11 protein-coding genes are annotated in these 18,691 nt (G+C 36.2%); 9 read left to right on the top strand and 2 right to left on the bottom strand.

The genetic code is table 11. The features are described from left to right. Positions 1-92 precede the first annotated feature (92 nt). Positions 93-371 carry a hypothetical protein gene (locus CEY12_RS13470; protein WP_089028179.1) on the top strand — a complete coding sequence of 93 codons (279 nt, stop codon included), beginning with the start codon at positions 93-95 and terminating at the stop codon, positions 369-371. A 92-nt stretch (positions 372-463) separates the two neighbouring features. Here CEY12_RS13470 and CEY12_RS13465 read toward each other — a convergent pair whose 3' ends face one another. Then, entirely contained in the window at positions 464-1,336 is an 873-nt protein-coding gene (locus tag CEY12_RS13465; RefSeq protein WP_089028178.1) for a helix-turn-helix domain-containing protein, read from the bottom strand. A gap of 150 nt (positions 1,337-1,486) precedes the next feature. Between CEY12_RS13465 and CEY12_RS13460 the strand changes: the two genes are divergently transcribed. Beyond that, positions 1,487-3,550: a T9SS type A sorting domain-containing protein gene (locus CEY12_RS13460; protein WP_089028177.1), complete on the top strand. Its 2,064-nt coding sequence runs from the start codon at positions 1,487-1,489 to the stop codon at positions 3,548-3,550. 175 nt (positions 3,551-3,725) lie between these two features. Here the strand turns inward: CEY12_RS13460 and CEY12_RS13455 are convergent, their stop codons facing one another. Then, positions 3,726-4,766, bottom strand: coding sequence for an alpha/beta fold hydrolase (locus CEY12_RS13455; RefSeq protein ID WP_228409696.1), 1,041 nt, complete (start codon positions 4,764-4,766; stop codon positions 3,726-3,728). A gap of 230 nt (positions 4,767-4,996) precedes the next feature. Between CEY12_RS13455 and CEY12_RS13450 the strand changes: the two genes are divergently transcribed. From CEY12_RS13450 to CEY12_RS13420, 7 genes are all read left to right on the top strand, one after another. After that, positions 4,997-7,837 carry an alpha-amylase family glycosyl hydrolase gene (locus CEY12_RS13450; protein ID WP_089028176.1) on the top strand — a complete coding sequence of 947 codons (2,841 nt, stop codon included), beginning with the start codon at positions 4,997-4,999 and terminating at the stop codon, positions 7,835-7,837. Between the two features lie 162 nt (positions 7,838-7,999). Further along, entirely contained in the window at positions 8,000-9,085 is a 1,086-nt protein-coding gene (gene prfA, locus CEY12_RS13445; protein ID WP_089028175.1) for a peptide chain release factor 1, read from the top strand. A 95-nt stretch (positions 9,086-9,180) separates the two neighbouring features. After that, entirely contained in the window at positions 9,181-9,852 is a 672-nt protein-coding gene (locus CEY12_RS13440; protein ID WP_089028174.1) for a hypothetical protein, read from the top strand. Between the two features lie 93 nt (positions 9,853-9,945). Continuing rightward, positions 9,946-12,048, top strand: a complete 2,103-nt coding sequence (locus CEY12_RS13435; RefSeq protein ID WP_089028173.1) for a prolyl oligopeptidase family serine peptidase — start codon at positions 9,946-9,948, stop codon at positions 12,046-12,048. A gap of 184 nt (positions 12,049-12,232) precedes the next feature. Continuing rightward, positions 12,233-15,226, top strand: a complete 2,994-nt coding sequence (locus CEY12_RS13430; protein ID WP_089028172.1) for a reprolysin-like metallopeptidase — start codon at positions 12,233-12,235, stop codon at positions 15,224-15,226. A 142-nt stretch (positions 15,227-15,368) separates the two neighbouring features. Continuing rightward, the gene (scpA, locus tag CEY12_RS13425) at positions 15,369-17,492 is read left to right on the top strand and encodes a methylmalonyl-CoA mutase (RefSeq protein ID WP_089028171.1); all 2,124 of its coding nucleotides are present in this window, start codon (positions 15,369-15,371) and stop codon (positions 17,490-17,492) included. Positions 17,493-17,941: 449 nt separating this feature from the next. Next, positions 17,942-18,679 carry a hypothetical protein gene (locus tag CEY12_RS13420; protein WP_089028170.1) on the top strand — a complete coding sequence of 246 codons (738 nt, stop codon included), beginning with the start codon at positions 17,942-17,944 and terminating at the stop codon, positions 18,677-18,679. The last annotated feature ends 12 nt before the right edge of the window (positions 18,680-18,691 follow it).

Genomic DNA, 18,691 nt, shown 5'->3' with positions numbered 1-18,691 from the left:
GTTTAAAATCAAAATAAATAATAAAAATAGAGCCTGTATCTTTTGTGTAAAAAAGAAAAAAGTTCTATTTTTGCCTAAAATCTATAAGAAAGATGATGTTATCAGCATTTTGGCCGTTTTATCAGTTCCTTTGGACCATTTATTTTTTCACAATGTTCCTGGTAGGATTCTGGTGTATCTTTATGTTTTTTGGATTGGTAATCCCAATGTGGTTAAGTGAAGGTTTGATGGAATACTTCGGTAAAGTGAAGCCTTTTGATCCGGAAGATATCAGAAGAAAGAAAGTATATGAGCAGGAAGGAGTACAGGTGATCTTCAACGAGCCTAAAGGCAACGGTCCTTTTTTACACGATAGTCACGGACATCATTAATTGATTGTCATTGCTTTTTCACCTTAATTCTGAAAAAGTAATATCAAAGCAAAACAACATATACGAAACCACTTAATTTATTAGGTGGTTTTTTATTGGTCATTTCTTAGCTTTTCCGGAGATAGGCCGAATTTCTTTTTAAAGGCTCTTGTAAAGTTTTGTACATATTCATACCCACATTCAATAGAAATTTCCTTGATCATAATTTCTTTATTGATGATCATTTTTTTGGCTTTAAGCATTCTCAATTCTGAAATATAATCTGTAATAGTAATGTTATATTGAGCCTTAAAGGCTTTTCGGATAGAATTCTGGTTAATTCCGATCAATTTTCCTATCTCCCCTACTTTAATATTCCGATGAAAATTTTCATCAATATATTTTTTGATAACTGATGCTGTTTTAGATGAGGATTCATTTGTAGTTTTTTCCCGAAACTGTTCGAAGATTAAAATCAGTAGTTTAATAATTTTAGCCTCAATCAGTAGTTTCTGCATAAACCCTTTTTTAGAATTACTTATAATTTCTTTCAGGATCATATGCATTTCAACGGTCATTGAAGGAGGAGTATTTTTTTGAAGAAAGATATAATTGTTGCGGACCATATCCTCCAATATTTCAGCCCCTTCTTTGTTGATGTCCGGGTTGATCAGTTTGAATATATACTGATAATTTATCTGAATTTGAAGATATTTCAAAATTTCGTGATTTTCTCCCAAGATTTGTGAAACATTTTCCTGAGAGGAATAGTGAAGAATATACTGGTTTTTTTTAAACAGAAACTTTGTATTGGCGTCCGGACTATTCAAATGGATATTTGGACTTAATAAAAAGATAAGATTAAAGCTGTGTTTCTCCTCAATCATTACTGATTTTGGATATTTATCGGGACATAATTCCTCCTGCATTAGTATTTTAATGTCTTCGGATTGGAATAATATTCCCTTTCTAGATTGGTCTTGCATGTGACAATCCTTTTACAATCATGGTACATTCATATTAAAGTAAAACATCAGATAACAAAAAGTTTGGAAATGATAACTTAAGGTTGAGAGAGTGCAGTACTTTTGCGCAAAGTTAAATTAAATTTAGAATAATTAAAAATAATATTCATTATGTTCAAAAATTTACATTTTGCAATGCGAAAATTGGGAGTAGGATTAGGGTTGCTCAGCATTGCCAGTAGTTTTTTATATGCTCAGCAGTGGGAAAATGTCGGTGGATCTGCAATGGTTTCCGCAGGTGGAAGCAGTAATAATAATTTAGTTATAGATAATTCAGGGAAATATTACTTATCATACTATGATACCTCTGTTGGAAAAGGATCTGTTCAGAAATTTGATGGGGCTGCATGGTCATATGTAGGGGGGGCTGCCGGAATAACGACAGGATCGGCTCTTTATAATTCTTTGACATTAGATAATGCCGGAAATCCTTATTATACCAACCAAATCGGTTATCCAGGTTCCGGTCTTGAGGTGAGACAATATACCGGTCTTGCGTGGGCACAATTGCCGAATGTGACATCAAGCTCCGTTAATTACCAGGCCTCTGCTGTATCTCCTTCAAATGTTCTGTTTACATACAGTAATTATGACTCCGGAACTGTTAAACGTTACGTAAACGGAGCCTGGGAACAGGTAGGAAATACAGGTTTTTCTAATGGTGCTTCATTTGCTGAAATGGTCATAGGTACTGATAATAAAGTCTATACCTGCAGTGTTGCAAATGGGGTGAATGTATATCAAAACTCTGCTACAGCAGTGGCTTCAGATAATTGGTCACTGGTAGGAGGAAGTACTGTTGATGCTTCTTCGTCCGGAGAGCAGTATTATTCCGATATTGCTATTGATGGTAACAATAATTTGTATGTAGCTTATGTTTCCAATGCAGCTAATGGAAGGAAAGTAAATGTCAAAAAGTTTAATGGCAGTACGTGGGTACAGCTTGGAAATGCTTATTTTTCTTCAGGTGCTGTGCAATACACTGCTATCGCTGTAACACCTACTGGCGAGCCTTACGTAGCAGTAAGTCGCTGGGAAAATGATAACCAATTAAGAAACACCGTTTATAAATTAGATCCTGCAACTCAAACCTGGGGTTCTTTTGGAGGAGACTTTGTTTCTGACACTGGTGCTACTTTTAATGATCTGGCTATTGATAAATTAAATAAATATCTTGTTTTAGCTTATTCGGAGAATGGAACAAAGGTGAAAAGGATCTCCATTGCCAATTCATCTCAAACGTGTACAAATACAGATCCGGGAAATAATCCTGGAGATATAGGCTGTGTATCTTTCAATTATAAAGGAAGTCAGGTTTCTTATAATACGGTAAGAGGAAAGGACGGAAAAATATGGCTGCAACAGAATTTAGGAAGTACCCAGGTCGCTAACTCAATGACCGATGAAGATTCATACGGAGATCTTTTCCAATGGGGAAGATGGGATGATGGTCATCAGAAAAGAAATTCATTGACAGCAGGATTGCCAACACCCAATTCTCCTGATGGGTTAGCAGGAATCACTTCATTTATTACCGGATCATGGTGGGATGCTAATTCATTAACCGATCAATGGAGTGCGAACAATATGACTGCCGTGAACTCAGGGAATGGATATGATCCTTGTAAAGCGATAAGCCAGGATTGGAAAATGCCAAGTCAGGCAGACTGGGTCGCTTTGCAAAATGCTGAGATAATCAATAACCCAGCAACTGCTTACAGCAGTACTCTAAAATTACCGGCAGCGGGATACAGAGGATCATCAGCAGGAGATTTTACATTTGTTGGTCAAAGGGGATACTACTGGAGTTCTACTCCTTCATCTTTCGGGGCTAAATATTTTTACATTGGGACTACGATCGGAAATCCTAATGCAGGAGGACCAAGAGGTCAGGGGCAATCTGTAAGATGTATCAAAGATGCTTCTTCACTAAGCACTTCTGAAATCAAACTTAATACAATAGGAATGTATCCTAATCCTACCAACGGGATTCTTAACATCAAAGCGGATTCTGCTATAGAAAATGTGCAGGTGATCAACGTTGTAGGGCAAGTAATGGATGTTCAATTCTTTAATAATATGATTAATATGCAAAAGGTTCCAAACGGAGTTTATATTGTACAATTAAAACTAAAGAACGGGCAATCCTTCTCAAAAAAGATTATTAAAAACTAATGTTCCCATATTGATTGATTATTTACAGAGGGCTTTGAAAAAAGCCTTTTGTTTTTACCTTCACGATTAATTTTTGGGCTACAGAATAAAAGAAAGTTCATTTTTAGTTAATAAACCCGCAGTATATCCTATGTAGTATGCTGCGGGTTTTGTTTTGATTACCTATTCAATTGAATTATTTAGCATATGAATCTGCCTCGATAATAGCCTCAGCAAATGCTTTTGGAGCTTCTTGCGGGACATTATGGCCAATTCCATTAAAGATCTTATGTGAATATTTGCCGGTAAATTTATTGGCGTAAGCCTTTCCATCTGCTGCCGGACCATCAAAATCACTGGCAATAGTTATGGTAGGAACAGTGATTACAGGTCGTTTTGCAAGGCGGTCTTCCAGGCTATCATATTTAGACTCCCCTTTAGCAAGCGATAATCTCCATCGGTAATTATGAATAACGATTGCTGTGTGGTCAGGGTTGTTAAAAGAAGCAGCCGTCTGATCGTAGGTTGCCTTATCAAAATTCCATTTTGGTGAAGCCTGCTTCCAGATCAATTTGTTGAATTCATAAGTGTTTTCACGATATCCTTTTTCTCCCCTGTCGGTAGAAAAATAATATTGATACCACCAGCCATATTCAGCGGTTGGGTTCAAAGGGTTTTTATTAGCCTCCAGATTAGTAATAAGATAACCACTTACGGAAACCAAAGCTTTCACTCTTTCAGGCCAAAGTGCAGCCATAACATCCGCTGTTCTTGCGCCCCAGTCAAACCCTCCAACGACCGCTTTATCTATTTTAAGCGCATCCATAAGTGCAATGATGTCACTCGCTACGGCGGATTGCTGTCCATTTCTCATTGTATTTTCGGAAATAAAATGAGTGGTTCCTGATCCTCTTAAATACGGGGTAATGACTCTATATCCTTTTGATACCAGGATAGGAACTACTTCATTGTAGCTGTGGATATCGTACGGCCATCCATGGAGTAAAATAACAGGAGTACCTTTTGCTGGTCCAGCTTCAGTATATCCAATATTAAGGACACCGGCATCAATTTGTTTTAAGGTACCTAATGAATTTTTCTGGTTTTCATTATTAGAAATGGGTTTTACTTTTTGTTGTGCGTTAGCTGATCCTATCGTAAAAATGACCAGGAAAAAAGCACCTACGATCAATTTCATGATGATGTTCTGAGACTTAAGTGTTTGTTTTTGTGACATAGCTTTTTGTTTTAAATGTTTGAAAATCATTTTAATTTCTGATTCAAAAGTAGGGGGATCGTTGAAGCATAACAATTACTAAACAGCTTAGCCGGACATTTTGGAAAGTGAAGGAGTCATTTTACAACCTAAAAGATCAACCGTATCCAATGATATTCCTATTCTTAAATAAAACACTTTTCGGAAAATAAACTATTTTAGTATAGTATTAATAGAAAAAAAGAGCTTTTATGAAGAAAATTTATTCCGGTATAGTACTGCTGATCAGTATTTTTGTATTTGGTCAAATCAATTATACCATTACACCCAATCCGTTTAATGAAACAGATCAGATTACATTAGCGGTTCCTGGTAATCAAATCGATGAATCTGCCTGGGGAGTTAATAACCACGCCATTTATATATGGTCCTGGTCACTGGATACCAATTACGGGAATAGCCAAAACTGTCCTTCAAATGGCAGTTGGAATAATTCAGATGATTTAAATAAATTGAATTATAATTCAGCGACAGACACCTATTCATTAACTTTTACTCCTACTTCTTTTTTCGGAAGAACAGGAATTGGCAGATTTGGATTTCTATTAAAAGATAAGGGTGGGAGTCATCAGACTTCACCGGATATTTTTGTTAATGTAGGGGTGCTGAATTTAAACCTGACAAACCCTTTACCCAATAGTTTAACAACTATAGCTTCAGGAAGTTCTATTGCAGTTACTGCGACTACAAATGTAGATGCTACATTTCAATTAAAGGCCAATGGATCGGTTGTCAATTCTACGACAACTCCTTCAACATCCTATTCCTATAACTATACCGTGTCTGCAGATGCTACTATGGAGCTGATTGCTATGGATGCGGGTTCAAATTCTAAAAATGCAGGTTTCATCGTGCAGTTACCGAGAAATGTTATCTCTCAGGCAATACCTTCATGGATCAGACAGGGGATCAACTATGCTCCAAATGATAACACAAAGGTAGGTCTGGCCTTATATGCCCCTCATAAAAATTTTGTCCATGTGATAGGGAGCTTTAATAATTGGTTGGTGGATGATGCTTATTTAATGAAAAGAGATACGACAAATCCTGATTTGTATTGGATTGAAATCGATGGTCTTACTCCACAACAGTTATACACTTTTCAGTATAGAACAAATGATCTGAAAAAAGTGGCCGACCCATTTTCTCCACAAATCCTTTCCTCTTATGATGATCAGTGGATTCCTGCTTCTACTTATCCCAATTTACCACCCTTTCCGGCTGGGCAGGATTTTGAAGTTTCCTTATTTAAAACAGGACAGACTCCTTATAACTGGCAGGTAACTAATTTCCAAAGGCCAAATAAAGAAGATCTGATTGTGTATGAATTGTTACTGAGAGATTTTACACAGGAAAAGAACTGGCAATCCCTTATTAATAAAATTACCTATTTAAAAAACTTAAAGATCAATGCCATTGAGCTTCTTCCTATTATGGAATTTGAAGGCAATCTTTCCTGGGGATATAATACTTCTTTCCATTATGCTTTGGATAAGGCTTACGGAACACCGGAAAAGTTTAAAGAATTTATAGATCTATGCCATCAAAATGGAATCGCTGTGATTTTGGATGTAGCATTTAATCATGCAACGGGCAGATCTCCATTAGTACGACTATGGAATGTTGATCCTGATGGTGACGGATATGGTGATGTTGCTCCTAATAACCCTTATTTCAATCAGGTGCCCAAGCATTCTTACAATGTTTTTAATGACTTCAATCATACAAGTACTGCAACTAGATATTATGTGGAAAGAACTTTACAACAATGGCTGACAGAATATAAAATTGATGGTTTCCGTTGGGATCTTACCAAGGGTTTCACCCAAAACTGTTCTGAAAATGATGAAAACTGTACGAATGCTTATCAGCAGGATCGTGTAGATATTTTAAAATATTATGCAGATAAACAATGGGCAATCGATCCTGATTCCTACATGATTTTCGAGCATCTGGGAACTGACGCAGAAGAACAGCAGTGGGCCAATTACAGAATTGCAGAAGGAAAAGGGGTAATGCTTTGGAATAAACAGACAGAACCTTATAACCAGAATACAATGGGATATAAGGATGGGAGTAATTTTGATCGCATGAATCATCAGCTTCATGGATTCAATAAAATGAGTACAGTCGGATATGGTGAAAGCCACGATGAAGAAAGATTGATGTTTAAAAACCTGGAGTACGGAGCAATCAACGGATCATATAGCGTTAAAGATCTGAATACGGCTCTTAACAGGATGAAAACTTTTGGAGCAACATTTTTTACCATTCCTGGCCCGAAAATGATCTGGCAATTCGGAGAATTGGGATATGAGTTCAGTATCAACAGGTGTGCAGATGGGTCTGTAAATAGCGGGTGCCGAACAGATGAAAAACCAATTGCTTTTGACCTGGGATATGATAATAATATCAATAGAAAAGCAGTTTATGATACTTGGGCACAGATTATTACAATCAGAAACACCTATCCGGTATTTAAATCAAAAACCTATACAATAGAATCTAATAATCTCTCTAATGATCCGGATGGGCTGATCACGAGGATTTTTGTGTATGATAATTTGCTGACTAACGGAGTGAAGAATATTGTAGTACTGGCTAATTACAACACAGCAGCAAAGAATGTAGTGCCTTATTTCCCTTACGCAGGACAATGGCAGAATTTAATGGATCACACCATTTCAAATATTACATCTACTACAACTCCTATAACCCTTCAGCCGGGTGAATTCAGAATTTTTGGAAACTATACGGGAAATCTTTCAACAGTTGATGAAAATGCCACCCATAAATTATCACTTCAGATTGTAGACAATCCAGTGAAAAATGGCATGGCTAAACTGCGGTACTATAAAGCTAAGAATGGAGAAATTATGATCTATGATATGAGTGGTAAGAAAGTGGATGCATTCAGGCTTACAGATGAAAACGGGTTTTATGACTTAAAAGTAAATTATCCTGAAGGAAGCTATCTCATTCATTTGAAGTCTGATTCTGGAGTTGCAATTCAAAAGATGATCGTTAAGTAGATTGAAGTCTTGAGTTGTAATCTTCGTGACAGTTCTTCCCTTGGAATTGCCGTCTTAAATGCAAGAAGTATTTCTTGGACCAAAGACTTTCTAAATCAGAAAACTAAAGGAGTTTCAAATTGAATTAATAATTCATATCTTTGCAGCCACAAAATTTCTATAATGTCTAAGTCATTAATTCCAAAATTAGAAGCCATAAAACAAAGATATAATGAGGTTGCAGACCTTATTATACAGCCTGATGTTATTTCAGATCAGAAAAGATACTCTTCTCTGAATAAAGAATATAGCGATCTGGGAAAAATTGTTAGAGTTTACGACCAGTATAAAGGAGCTCTGGATACAATTGAAGAATCCGATGAAATCATTGCTGATGGTTCAGACAGAGATTTGGTTGATCTTGCAAAAGAAGAAAAATTAGAAGCCCAGGCAAAACTTCCGGGTTTTGAAGAGGAATTAAAAGTATTATTGATTCCTAAAGATCCTGCAGATGATAAAAATGTCATTGTAGAATTACGTGCAGGAACTGGTGGTGATGAGGCTGCTATTTTTGTTGAGGATGTCTACAGAATGTATACGATGTACTTCAAAACAAAAGGTTGGAGACATGAGGTGACCGATTCTAACGAAGCTGCGAAGGGGTATAAAGAACTCATTATGAAGGTAGAAGGAGAAGGAGTTTATGGGATCATGAAATTCGAATCCGGAGTTCACCGTGTTCAACGTGTACCGGAAACTGAATCTCAGGGAAGAGTACATACTTCTGCCATCACGATTGCAGTATTGCCGGAAGCTGAAGAAGTAGATTTCGAACTGAATCCAGCAGATATCGAAATGCAGACGTCCCGTTCAGGGGGAGCCGGAGGTCAGAACGTAAACAAGGTTGAAACTAAAGTTCAGCTGACTCACAAACCGTCAGGGATGGTTGTTGTTTGTCAGCAGGCTCGTTCTCAGTTAGCTAACCGTGAATTGGCGATGGAAATGCTAAGAACCAAATTGTATGATATTGAATTACAAAAGGTTCAGGGTGACATTGCTGCACAACGTAAATCAATGGTTTCCACAGGTGACCGTTCAGCAAAAATTAAAACTTATAATTATCCTCAAGGTAGAGTAACGGATCACAGAATCAACAAATCCATGTATAATCTGGATGCTTATATGAATGGTGATATTTCTGAAATGATTGACGCTGTAATCATGGCTGAAAATGCAGAAAAAATGAAAGGAGAAGAAGATAATTATTAATTCTTTTTTCTTAAATATATATTAAAGTCTCTGGAAAACAGGGACTTTTTGTTTTTAAATATCTACTTTACACTCACCAAATCAAAATAAAGATTATGAAAACGTACAAAGTTATTTTATTTTTATTGTTAGCTGTTTTCGCACAGCATTTAAATGCACAGGAAGTTAAAAAGCCAATAGAGGTTTTTGGATTTTATTTCGATGTTTTTGTCAGATATGATGATCAGGCGCTTACAAAGCTTAATGATTATCTGAAGCCGGCAGTAGCCGGAAAGGATGCTTATCAGGTTAATTTGAAGAATGTCTCAGAAGAAATGATAAAAACAAGTGCAGAGAATTTTTTATCAGTGTTTCCTAAGGATGTAGCAGCTGCATGTAAAAAAGAATCTGAAGATTATTTCAGAGTATTATATGAAAATTTCCAGAATGGAAAAATGTCTGTCAAAAAAATAGACCTCGTACAAAACGAGTATGTTCCAGATCAGAAAATTGCCAAGGTAACCTATTCAGTCAGTTTTAAAGTTCCATCACAATTATCTGAAGTGATTGTTCCAGATTCTCAGAAAGCCAAATCTGAAGACTTAAAGAAGTTTTTATCTCAGGTTATTGAGAAATTTAAAAAAGCAGATAAAACAGTAACGACAGATCAGGAATTTAGTTTATATGGTCTTAACCAGGACGGAAAGGTGTATTATTGGAATGGAAGTCCAGATCAAATTACCTCATCCCTCATTGATTTTTACTTCGAAGGTTTTGGAATTAAATAATGTATTTCTAACCTCCAATTTAGATACTAACCTCCGAGTTCGGAGGTTTTTTTTATTTAATGAGATTATGTATTTTTGATAAAATCCTTTGAAATGAATTTTAAACCTTTATTACTAACAGCTGGAGTTTTATTTTCAGCGTCTTTTTATTCGCAAAAAATGACTTACCCTAAAGCCTTAAAAGGAAATCAGACTGATACCTATTTTGGAACTGCTGTGGCAGATCCGTTTAGAGATTTGGAAAATGACTCTCAAGCAACGAAAAAATGGGTGGATGAAGAAGTAACTTTCAGTCAGAATTATCTTTCAAAAATACCTTTCAGAGAAAAAATAAAAAATCAGTTAAGAGACATCTGGAATTATGAAAAAATTTCAGCTCCTTTCAAGGAAGGTGATTTTACTTATTATTCTAAAAATGATGGATTGCAGGCACAATCGGTTCTGTATAGAACAAATAATACAACCAAAGCCACAGAGGTATTCCTTGATCCGAACAAGTTTTCTGAAAAGGGGACAACTTCTCTTTCACAGCTTTCGTTTAATAAAAAAGGAAATTTAGCTGCCTATTCGATTTCGGAAGGGGGGAGCGACTGGAACAAGATTATTATCATAGATGCCATTACCAAAAAGCAGATCGATGAAACATTGATTGATGTGAAATTCAGTGGGATTTCATGGCAGGGAGATGAAGGTTTTTATTATTCCAGCTATGATAAGCCAAAAGAAGGAACGGTGCTTTCTGGAATGACAGATAAGCATAAAGTGTTTTTTCACAAACTGGGAACAAAACAATCTTCTGATCAGTTAATTTTTGGAGGTGATAAAACTCCAAGAAGATATTTAGGTGCCGGTGTTTCTGAGGATCAAAGATATCTTATTATTTCTGCAGCAGATGCGACAAACGGAAATGAGTTATACATAAAAGATCTGAAGAATGGCGGAGATTTCGTACAGATTAACAAAGGGTTTGATATTAATGCAAACATTGTAGATACGGAAGGGGATGACCTATTTATAGCGACTGATAAAGACGCTCCGAATATGCGTTTGGTAAAAGCAAATATCAAAAATCCTTCTCCTGAAAACTGGAAAGATGTTATTCCTCAAACAGAGAATGTATTGGGAATTTCTACGGGGGGTGGATACTTCTTTGCAACTTATATGGTAGATGCAATTGATCAGGTAAAGCAATATGATAAAACGGGTAAATTAGTAAGAGACATATCACTTCCGGGAAAAGGAAATATTTCAGGTTTTGGAGGGAAGGAAAAAGAGAAAGATATTTACTTCTCCTTTACCAATTATATTACTCCTGGAACGATATATAAATTTAATGTAGATTCTGGAAAATCAGAAGTTTATCAAAAGCCAAAAGTAAAATTCAATCCTGAAGATTTTATTTCTGAGCAGGTATTTTACACATCAAAAGATGGAACGAAGATTCCAATGATGATCAACTATAAGAAAGGAACTAAACTGGATGGTAAAAATCCTACGATCCTTTACTCTTATGGTGGCTTTAATATCAGTTTACAACCTGCGTTCTCTGTTGTCAATGCCATATGGATGGAAAACGGAGGTATTTATGCTGTTCCAAATATTCGTGGTGGTGGTGAATACGGTAAAAAATGGCATGATGCAGGAACTAAAATGCAGAAGAAAAATGTTTTTGACGATTTCATTGCAGCCGGAGAATATCTGCAAAGTAAAAAATATACTTCAAAAGAATATATGGCTCTTTCCGGAAGATCAAATGGAGGACTGCTTGTTGGCGCTACGATGACAATGAGACCTGATCTTGCGAAAGTTGCATTTCCGGGAGTTGGAGTATTGGATATGTTGAGGTACAATAAATTTACTGCTGGAGCTGGATGGTCTTATGATTATGGAACAGCAGAAGATAACAAGGAAATGTTTGACTACCTAAAATCTTATTCACCTGTACATAATGTGAAGGCTGGAACCTGCTATCCTTCTACCATGATTATTACCAGTGATCATGATGACAGGGTTGTTCCGGCTCACTCTTTCAAGTTTGGTGCAGAACTACAGGAGAAACAGGCATGTAAGAATCCTATTTTATTGAGGATTGAGAAAAATGCAGGTCATGGGGCGGGTAGATCTACTGAACAGGTAATTGGTGAAAATGCAGATTTACTTTCTTTTGCTCTTTTTGAGATGGGAATTAAAAAGTAATATACATAGTAAATTTTACTATTTTGAAAATAATTATCAATCCGGAAGATCTGTCTTCCGGATTTTTATTTGAAAAATATAATAATGGTAGGAGATGTGTTTTTTAAGAAAGATTAAAAAGAAACATTTTTTTAGTTTTTATTTTTGGTGAATTAATGGATAATATGACCGAGAATAAATATTTATGAGAAATAAAATTTTACTTGTTTGTGTTTTAGCAAGTGGTTTTACCAGTACATATGCACAGAGATGGGAGTCTGTATCGCAGAAAACTTCCAGATTAAGAAAAGAAGTAGATGTTAAACATGCTTATAAAGTAGACTTAGCATCACTAAGATATCTTTTAAAAGACGCAGTTGAAACCGGAAATAATGCTAAACCTGTAGTCATCTCTTTACCCACGGTTGATGGTAAAATTGAAAAGTTTGCTGTTTACAATAATCCAGTTGTAGAGAAATCGATGGCAGATAAATATCAGTTAGGATCATATGTAGGAGTAGGGATTAGTGATCCTTCTAAATATGTGAGATTTAGTACTTCCCCCACTGAAATGGAATCAATGATCATTAAAGATGGAGTATTCCAATTTATAGAACCTATTTCATCTGATAAACAGACATATGGTGTATTTTATAAAACAAATAGAGGGCAAGGAGAACATGGATTTGAATGCTCTACCCATAAGAAGGATATAAAGTTATTAGAAAACAATGGAAAAAAGAAGCTTTCTAATATTGGGATCACAAACCGGTCTTCTTTTACAAAATACAGAACGTATAGATTGGCCCTATCAGTTACAGGCGAGTATACACAATCAGTGGGTGGAACTGTTGCGGATGCAGTTACCAGAATAAATAATACAATGACTCGTGTAAATGGGGTATTTGAAAAAGATTTTGGAGTAAAATTACTGGTTCTGGACTTACCAGATCTTATTTATACAAATGCAGATACTGACCCATATTCTCCGGGTAATTTACCTTCGAATGATGCTTGGAATCTGGAACTACAAAATACATTAACTAATGATGTCGGAAATGCTAACTATGATATTGGGCATCTTTTTGCTATAGGAGGAGGAGGGGGTAATGCGGGCAGCATTGGCAGTATTTGTAATAATCCTACAACCGCGGAACCAAATGGTAAAGGTTCCGGGTATACTTCATCGATGATTGGTGCTCTCCCTGCCGGAGATTCTTTTGACATTAATTACGTTGCTCATGAGATGGGGCACCAATTGGGAGGGAACCATACGTTCTCTTACGATTCTGAAGGAACAGGTGTGAATGTCGAACCTGGAAGTGGAACAACGATTATGGGATATGCAGGGATTACAAGTGATAATGTACAGGACAATGCAGATGCTTATTTCCATTACTCTACTATTGATCAGGTGCTAACTCGTTTAGACAATAAGCCATCTTGTGGGATATCACAGAATATTACGACAAATACTCCTCCTGTAATTTCCCCTCTCCTGAGTTACACGATTCCAAAAGGGACAGCATATTATTTAGATGCTTCAGCGACAGATGTACAAAATGATCCTTTGACTTATACATGGGAACAATATGACAGTGTAGATGACAAAACTACAATTTCCGGGGATACAGGCTGGGGATATAATTCTCAAGGTGCTTTAGCACGATCTTATTTTGGAACAGCAAGCGGACGAAGGTATTTTCCAAGTTTTCCAATAGTTATGTCCGGAAAGTTAACCGATAAAACTAAATGGGAAACGGTCTCTTATATTCCGAGAACACTTAAATATGCAGTTACGGTGAGGGATGCAAATAATGTAAAACCAATGTTGTCTTCTTCTGAAACAACTGTAACTGTTGGAAATGACGGACCATTTAAGTTCAATGGGCTTACCTCTACATCAATATTATATAATGATGTTTCAAATACAATTTACTGGGAGGTTGCCAATACCAATGCAGGGCCTTACAATGTTACAGCTGTAAAAATAGATTATACAACCAATGATGGTGGGACATGGACTGATTTAGTTGGTTCTACTCCAAATACAGGAAGCTATTCTGTTCAGATGCCTGGCAGCTTAACTGGACCAATTAAACTGAGAATATCTGCAATCGGAAATGTGTTCTATGCTGTATCTCCTGCAATTACTGTAGGATCGGCTCCTTCTTCAACGAACAATGCTCCTACAGGAATTTCTGCTATTGATGCGGAAATTTTCAAGACAACAGCAAGGATTGCCTGGAATAATATGCCGGGTGCAACTTATTCTGTTAATTATAAAAAAATAGGTACCACAAACTGGTCTAATACTACAAGTACTACAAATTCTGTGGTATTGAATAATCTTGAAGATGAGACGAAGTATGAGGTGAAGGTTGCTACTGTAGTAAACTCTGTTCCAGGAACATTCTCCAATAGTTTTACTTTTAAAACTAAGGGTCTTTTAACAGGAGTTGATTATTGTATACTAAATTCTGGAACATCTGGTTATGGTGCGATTACGGGGGTTAAAGTTGCAAATATTAACTATGAGGAACCTAATGATGCTTTGATCAAGAAGACATACAAAGATTTCAGCAGTGATACAGCGAAAATAATTAATGTGACAAAAGAGAATCAATATAATTTGACAGTTGGATATGTACTTGATGGTATAGATGGTCTCTCAAATTTCAATATTATTGCATGGATAGATTATAATAGGAATGGGATTTTTGAAGCGGCAGAGAAGATAATTAATAATACATATAATACAAGTATTGCAATTGGCGAAGTTGATGATATGTATTTTACTGTGCCAGCTACAGCATATGCTGGAGATAAATTGTTAAGAATGAGAATTGTTGTTAATGGTGATGTGCCTGTATCCGATAATGCTTGCGGGCAGATGGAAAATGGAGGAATAATGGATCTTTCTGTTAAGATTTCAGATGATGCTACTCTTGCTGTCAATGAAATAAAGGACAATAAATCCGAAATATCTATTTATCCTAATCCTGCAGATACATTTGTTGAGGTTAAAAACGTAAAAGGAAAAGCAGATTATAAAATTTACAATGCTGAAGGAAGATTGGTGCAAAATGGAAAATTAGAAGGTCAGAAAATAAATGTTGCTTCGTTGGTGAAAGGAATGTATATCATCGCGATTACTACTGAAACTAAAACATTTAATACTAAACTGATTAAGAAATAATAAAATAATAATAATCAATTTTATGATAAAAGGCTGGGCATTGTCCGGTCTTTTATTTGTTAATAACTATATGTTCAGTAGTTTAACAGTAGTTTCGTGTTTCATTCAAAAAAATTAACTTTACGGAGATAAAATTATTGAAATGCGAAAGACAATTTCTGTAAGAAAACTGGATCTGCATATTTTACCTAAAGAAGGTGAAATTTACAATTTCGAAAAAGATGGTTTAGAATTAAAATCCTCTTATACCCATGAAGATGTTAAAAATAAAGAACTTACTGAGACTTCTCCCGGGATTTCACCTTATTTAAGAGGCCCTTATTCTACGATGTATGTTCAGAAGCCATGGACGGTGCGTCAATATGCGGGATTTTCTACAGCTGAAGAATCTAATGCATTTTACAGAAGGAATTTAGCAGCAGGACAAAAAGGTCTTTCAGTGGCTTTTGATCTCGCTACACACAGAGGGTATGATTCCAATCATGCACGAGTGGTTGGGGATGTTGGAAAAGCAGGAGTTGCAATCGACTCTGTTGAAGATATGAAGATCCTGTTCAATGAGATCCCTTTGGATCAGATTTCCGTTTCTATGACGATGAATGGTGCTGTTTTGCCTATTTTATCTTTTTATATTGTGGCAGCTGAAGAGCAGGGAGTACAACAGGACCAGCTTTCAGGAACGATTCAGAATGATATTTTGAAAGAGTTTATGGTAAGGAATACGTATATCTATCCACCTGCACCTTCAATGAAAATTATTGCAGATATCTTTGAATATACCTCTAAAAATATTCCGAAGTTCAACTCTATTTCTATCTCCGGATATCACATGCAGGAAGCAGGGGCTACTCCGGTTCTGGAAATGGCATATACATTAGCCGACGGATTGGAATATGTAAGAACAGGAATTAAAGCCGGCATGAATGTAGACGATTTCGCACCGAGACTTTCTTTTTTCTGGGCGATTGGGATGAACCATTTCATGGAAATTGCCAAAATGCGTGCAGCAAGATATATTTGGGCGAATCTTTTAAAACAGTTCAATCCTCAGAATCCGAAATCTTTAGCACTGAGAACCCATTCTCAAACATCAGGATGGTCGCTTACAGAACAGGAACCTTTTAATAATATTACCCGAACTGCTATTGAGGCATTATCCTCAGCTTTAGGAGGTACACAATCTTTACACACGAATGCTTTGGATGAAGCGATTGCTTTACCAACAGATTATTCGGCGAAAATTGCCAGAAATACTCAGATTATTTTGCAGCAGGAAAGTGGAATTTGTGATGTGGTAGATCCGATGGGCGGCAGTAACTTAGTGGAAAGTCTTACCCAGCAGATGATTGAGGAGGCAATGAGATATATTGATGAGGTGGAGCAGGAGGGAGGAATGACAAAAGCGATTGAAGCCGGAATTCCTAAAATGAGAATCGAAGAAGCAGCCGCAAAAAAACAGGCGAAAATAGATAGCAGCGAAGAATTTATTATTGGTGTTAATTCATTTAGATCTTCTTTGAAACAAGAGCCTATCGAGATCTTAGATATCGATAACACAGAAGTTCGCAGAAAGCAGATCGAAAGACTGGATTCTATCAAAGAATCGAGAAATTCAGAAGATGTTGATCAGATTTTGAATCAGATCAGAGAAAGTGCAAAAACAGGAAATGGAAATCTTTTGGCTTTATGCATTGAAGCTGCGAGAAGAAGGGTAACGCTAGGTGAAATGAGTGATGCGATGGAGGAGAGTTTTGGCAGATATAAAGCAAATATCAGAACAATTTCAGGAGTTTATGCTATGAACGCAGGTAAAAATGAATATTTTGAAAAAGCCCTTCACTTAACCCAAACGTTTGAGGAAGAAGAAGGTCGTCGTCCGAGATTAATGGTTGCTAAAATGGGGCAGGATGGACACGATCGGGGAGCAAAAGTAGTGGCAACGGCATTTGCTGATATGGGATTTGACGTTGATGTAGCTCCTTTATTTCAGACACCGGAAGAGGTGGCAAAGCAGGCCGTAGAAAATGACATTCATATTTTAGGAGTATCTTCTTTGGCTGCGGGTCATAAAACATTGGTTCCTCAGGTCGTGGAAGAATTGAAAAAACTCGGTGCAGATGATGTGACAATTGTAGTAGGTGGAGTGATCCCTCAGCAGGATTATGAATTCCTATACGCAAACGGTGCTGATTTCATTTTTGGGCCGGGAACCAACCTTCCTAAATGTGCCGTAGAGATACTCAACAGATTTCTTAATAAAGAATAATAATTTACTCCTTATTTTTTCTCTATACTTTAAAGTATTTTGAAAAATTATTAAAAAAAACATACGTTTTCAGAAAAATTTATATATTTGCACCTGAAAATAAAGTTTAACCAATTAAAAACAACGAAGCAATGTTCAAATTTCAAAAGAATTCTACAGTTGGATTGCCCCTTATGGTGGCAAGGCTTCGTGATTTGGTACACTCATAGAACAATAGTATATTGAAATATCAAAACCCGAAGTCGTAGAGATTTCGGGTTTTTTATTGCGCAATATTTCAAACTTCAGTTTCTCCCGAAATCTTTTTTGTGTTATTCTGAACAGGTAAAAGAAACTTAAATGGTTCTGTTACAAATGTTCATCATTATTAATTAAAATCAACTAAATTTTTAGTTGGATGGAATCCGGTATAAAATGTTTAAAATCTAAGATCGGATATCGAAACAGCAGTGGAAAATAATAACCTTTTGTTTCACCGGCTAAGAACCGTTAGAAGCAGAAAAAGAATAATTAAAAAAGATGTAGAAAAACAGATAAGAAAAAAGTATAAACGGAGTAATGAGCTTTGCCAGATAAGGAGAAATATTCCTTTAATTCCTCTAAGAGAACCCTATCAGAAGGGATTTGTCAGATTCTTTGTTGTAAGAGAAGATGTAAAAAGATCCAGGGATGGAGATTTCTTTGAAGGAATTTTAAAAAAGATCAACACATATAGTTATTCTGAAAGCCGGAAATTTCTAAAAAAGAAGAGAAAATTCGGAAGAAGAATATATGTGCCGAGAGAGCAAAAGCTCGGTCGACTTTCACCCTATCAGTGGAACAGTCCAAAATTAGGATTGACTCTACGGGAAAGGCAGTATTTTTTGAAAAGAGAGAATTATTGTCCTGTAAGAAAGTCAACTGAAGTTTACTACGAATTCATCGAACCCTGGCGATTTATCCTAAGAATAAGACCAAACATGATCACGCATTACAAACCTCTGGATCTTGAATTGGAGAAAGAATATGATGCACTGGGATCCTATTTGGACCAGCATAAGATCAAAGGTATTGTTTTAAAAAAAATATATGGAAAATCGTGTAAATGGAGATGCGATGATAGAAAAACTCATCTTATCGAAAGTATAAAATACTTTCACTACACCATGTCTGCAACAGAATTTGCAGATTATTTACAGGACCTATAAGTCCGAAAATGT

It is taken from the genome of Chryseobacterium sp. T16E-39 (genome assembly GCF_002216065.1).
GTDB lineage: Bacteria > Bacteroidota > Bacteroidia > Flavobacteriales > Weeksellaceae > Chryseobacterium.
This window is presented reverse-complemented; position numbering and strand designations above follow the sequence as displayed.

Bases quoted from the DNA above. Each gene is read 5' to 3' on its own strand.
- CEY12_RS13470 (WP_089028179.1), top strand. From the start codon at position 93: ATGATGTTATCAGCATTTTGGCCGTTTTATCAGTTCCTTTGGACCATT.
- CEY12_RS13465 (WP_089028178.1), bottom strand. From the start codon at position 1,336: ATGCAAGACCAATCTAGAAAGGGAATATTATTCCAATCCGAAGACATT.
- CEY12_RS13460 (WP_089028177.1), top strand. From the start codon at position 1,487: ATGTTCAAAAATTTACATTTTGCAATGCGAAAATTGGGAGTAGGATTA.
- CEY12_RS13455 (WP_228409696.1), bottom strand. From the start codon at position 4,766: ATGTCACAAAAACAAACACTTAAGTCTCAGAACATCATCATGAAATTG.
- CEY12_RS13450 (WP_089028176.1), top strand. From the start codon at position 4,997: ATGAAGAAAATTTATTCCGGTATAGTACTGCTGATCAGTATTTTTGTA.
- prfA (WP_089028175.1), top strand. From the start codon at position 8,000: ATGTCTAAGTCATTAATTCCAAAATTAGAAGCCATAAAACAAAGATAT.
- CEY12_RS13440 (WP_089028174.1), top strand. From the start codon at position 9,181: ATGAAAACGTACAAAGTTATTTTATTTTTATTGTTAGCTGTTTTCGCA.
- CEY12_RS13435 (WP_089028173.1), top strand. From the start codon at position 9,946: ATGAATTTTAAACCTTTATTACTAACAGCTGGAGTTTTATTTTCAGCG.
- CEY12_RS13430 (WP_089028172.1), top strand. From the start codon at position 12,233: ATGAGAAATAAAATTTTACTTGTTTGTGTTTTAGCAAGTGGTTTTACC.
- scpA (WP_089028171.1), top strand. From the start codon at position 15,369: ATGCGAAAGACAATTTCTGTAAGAAAACTGGATCTGCATATTTTACCT.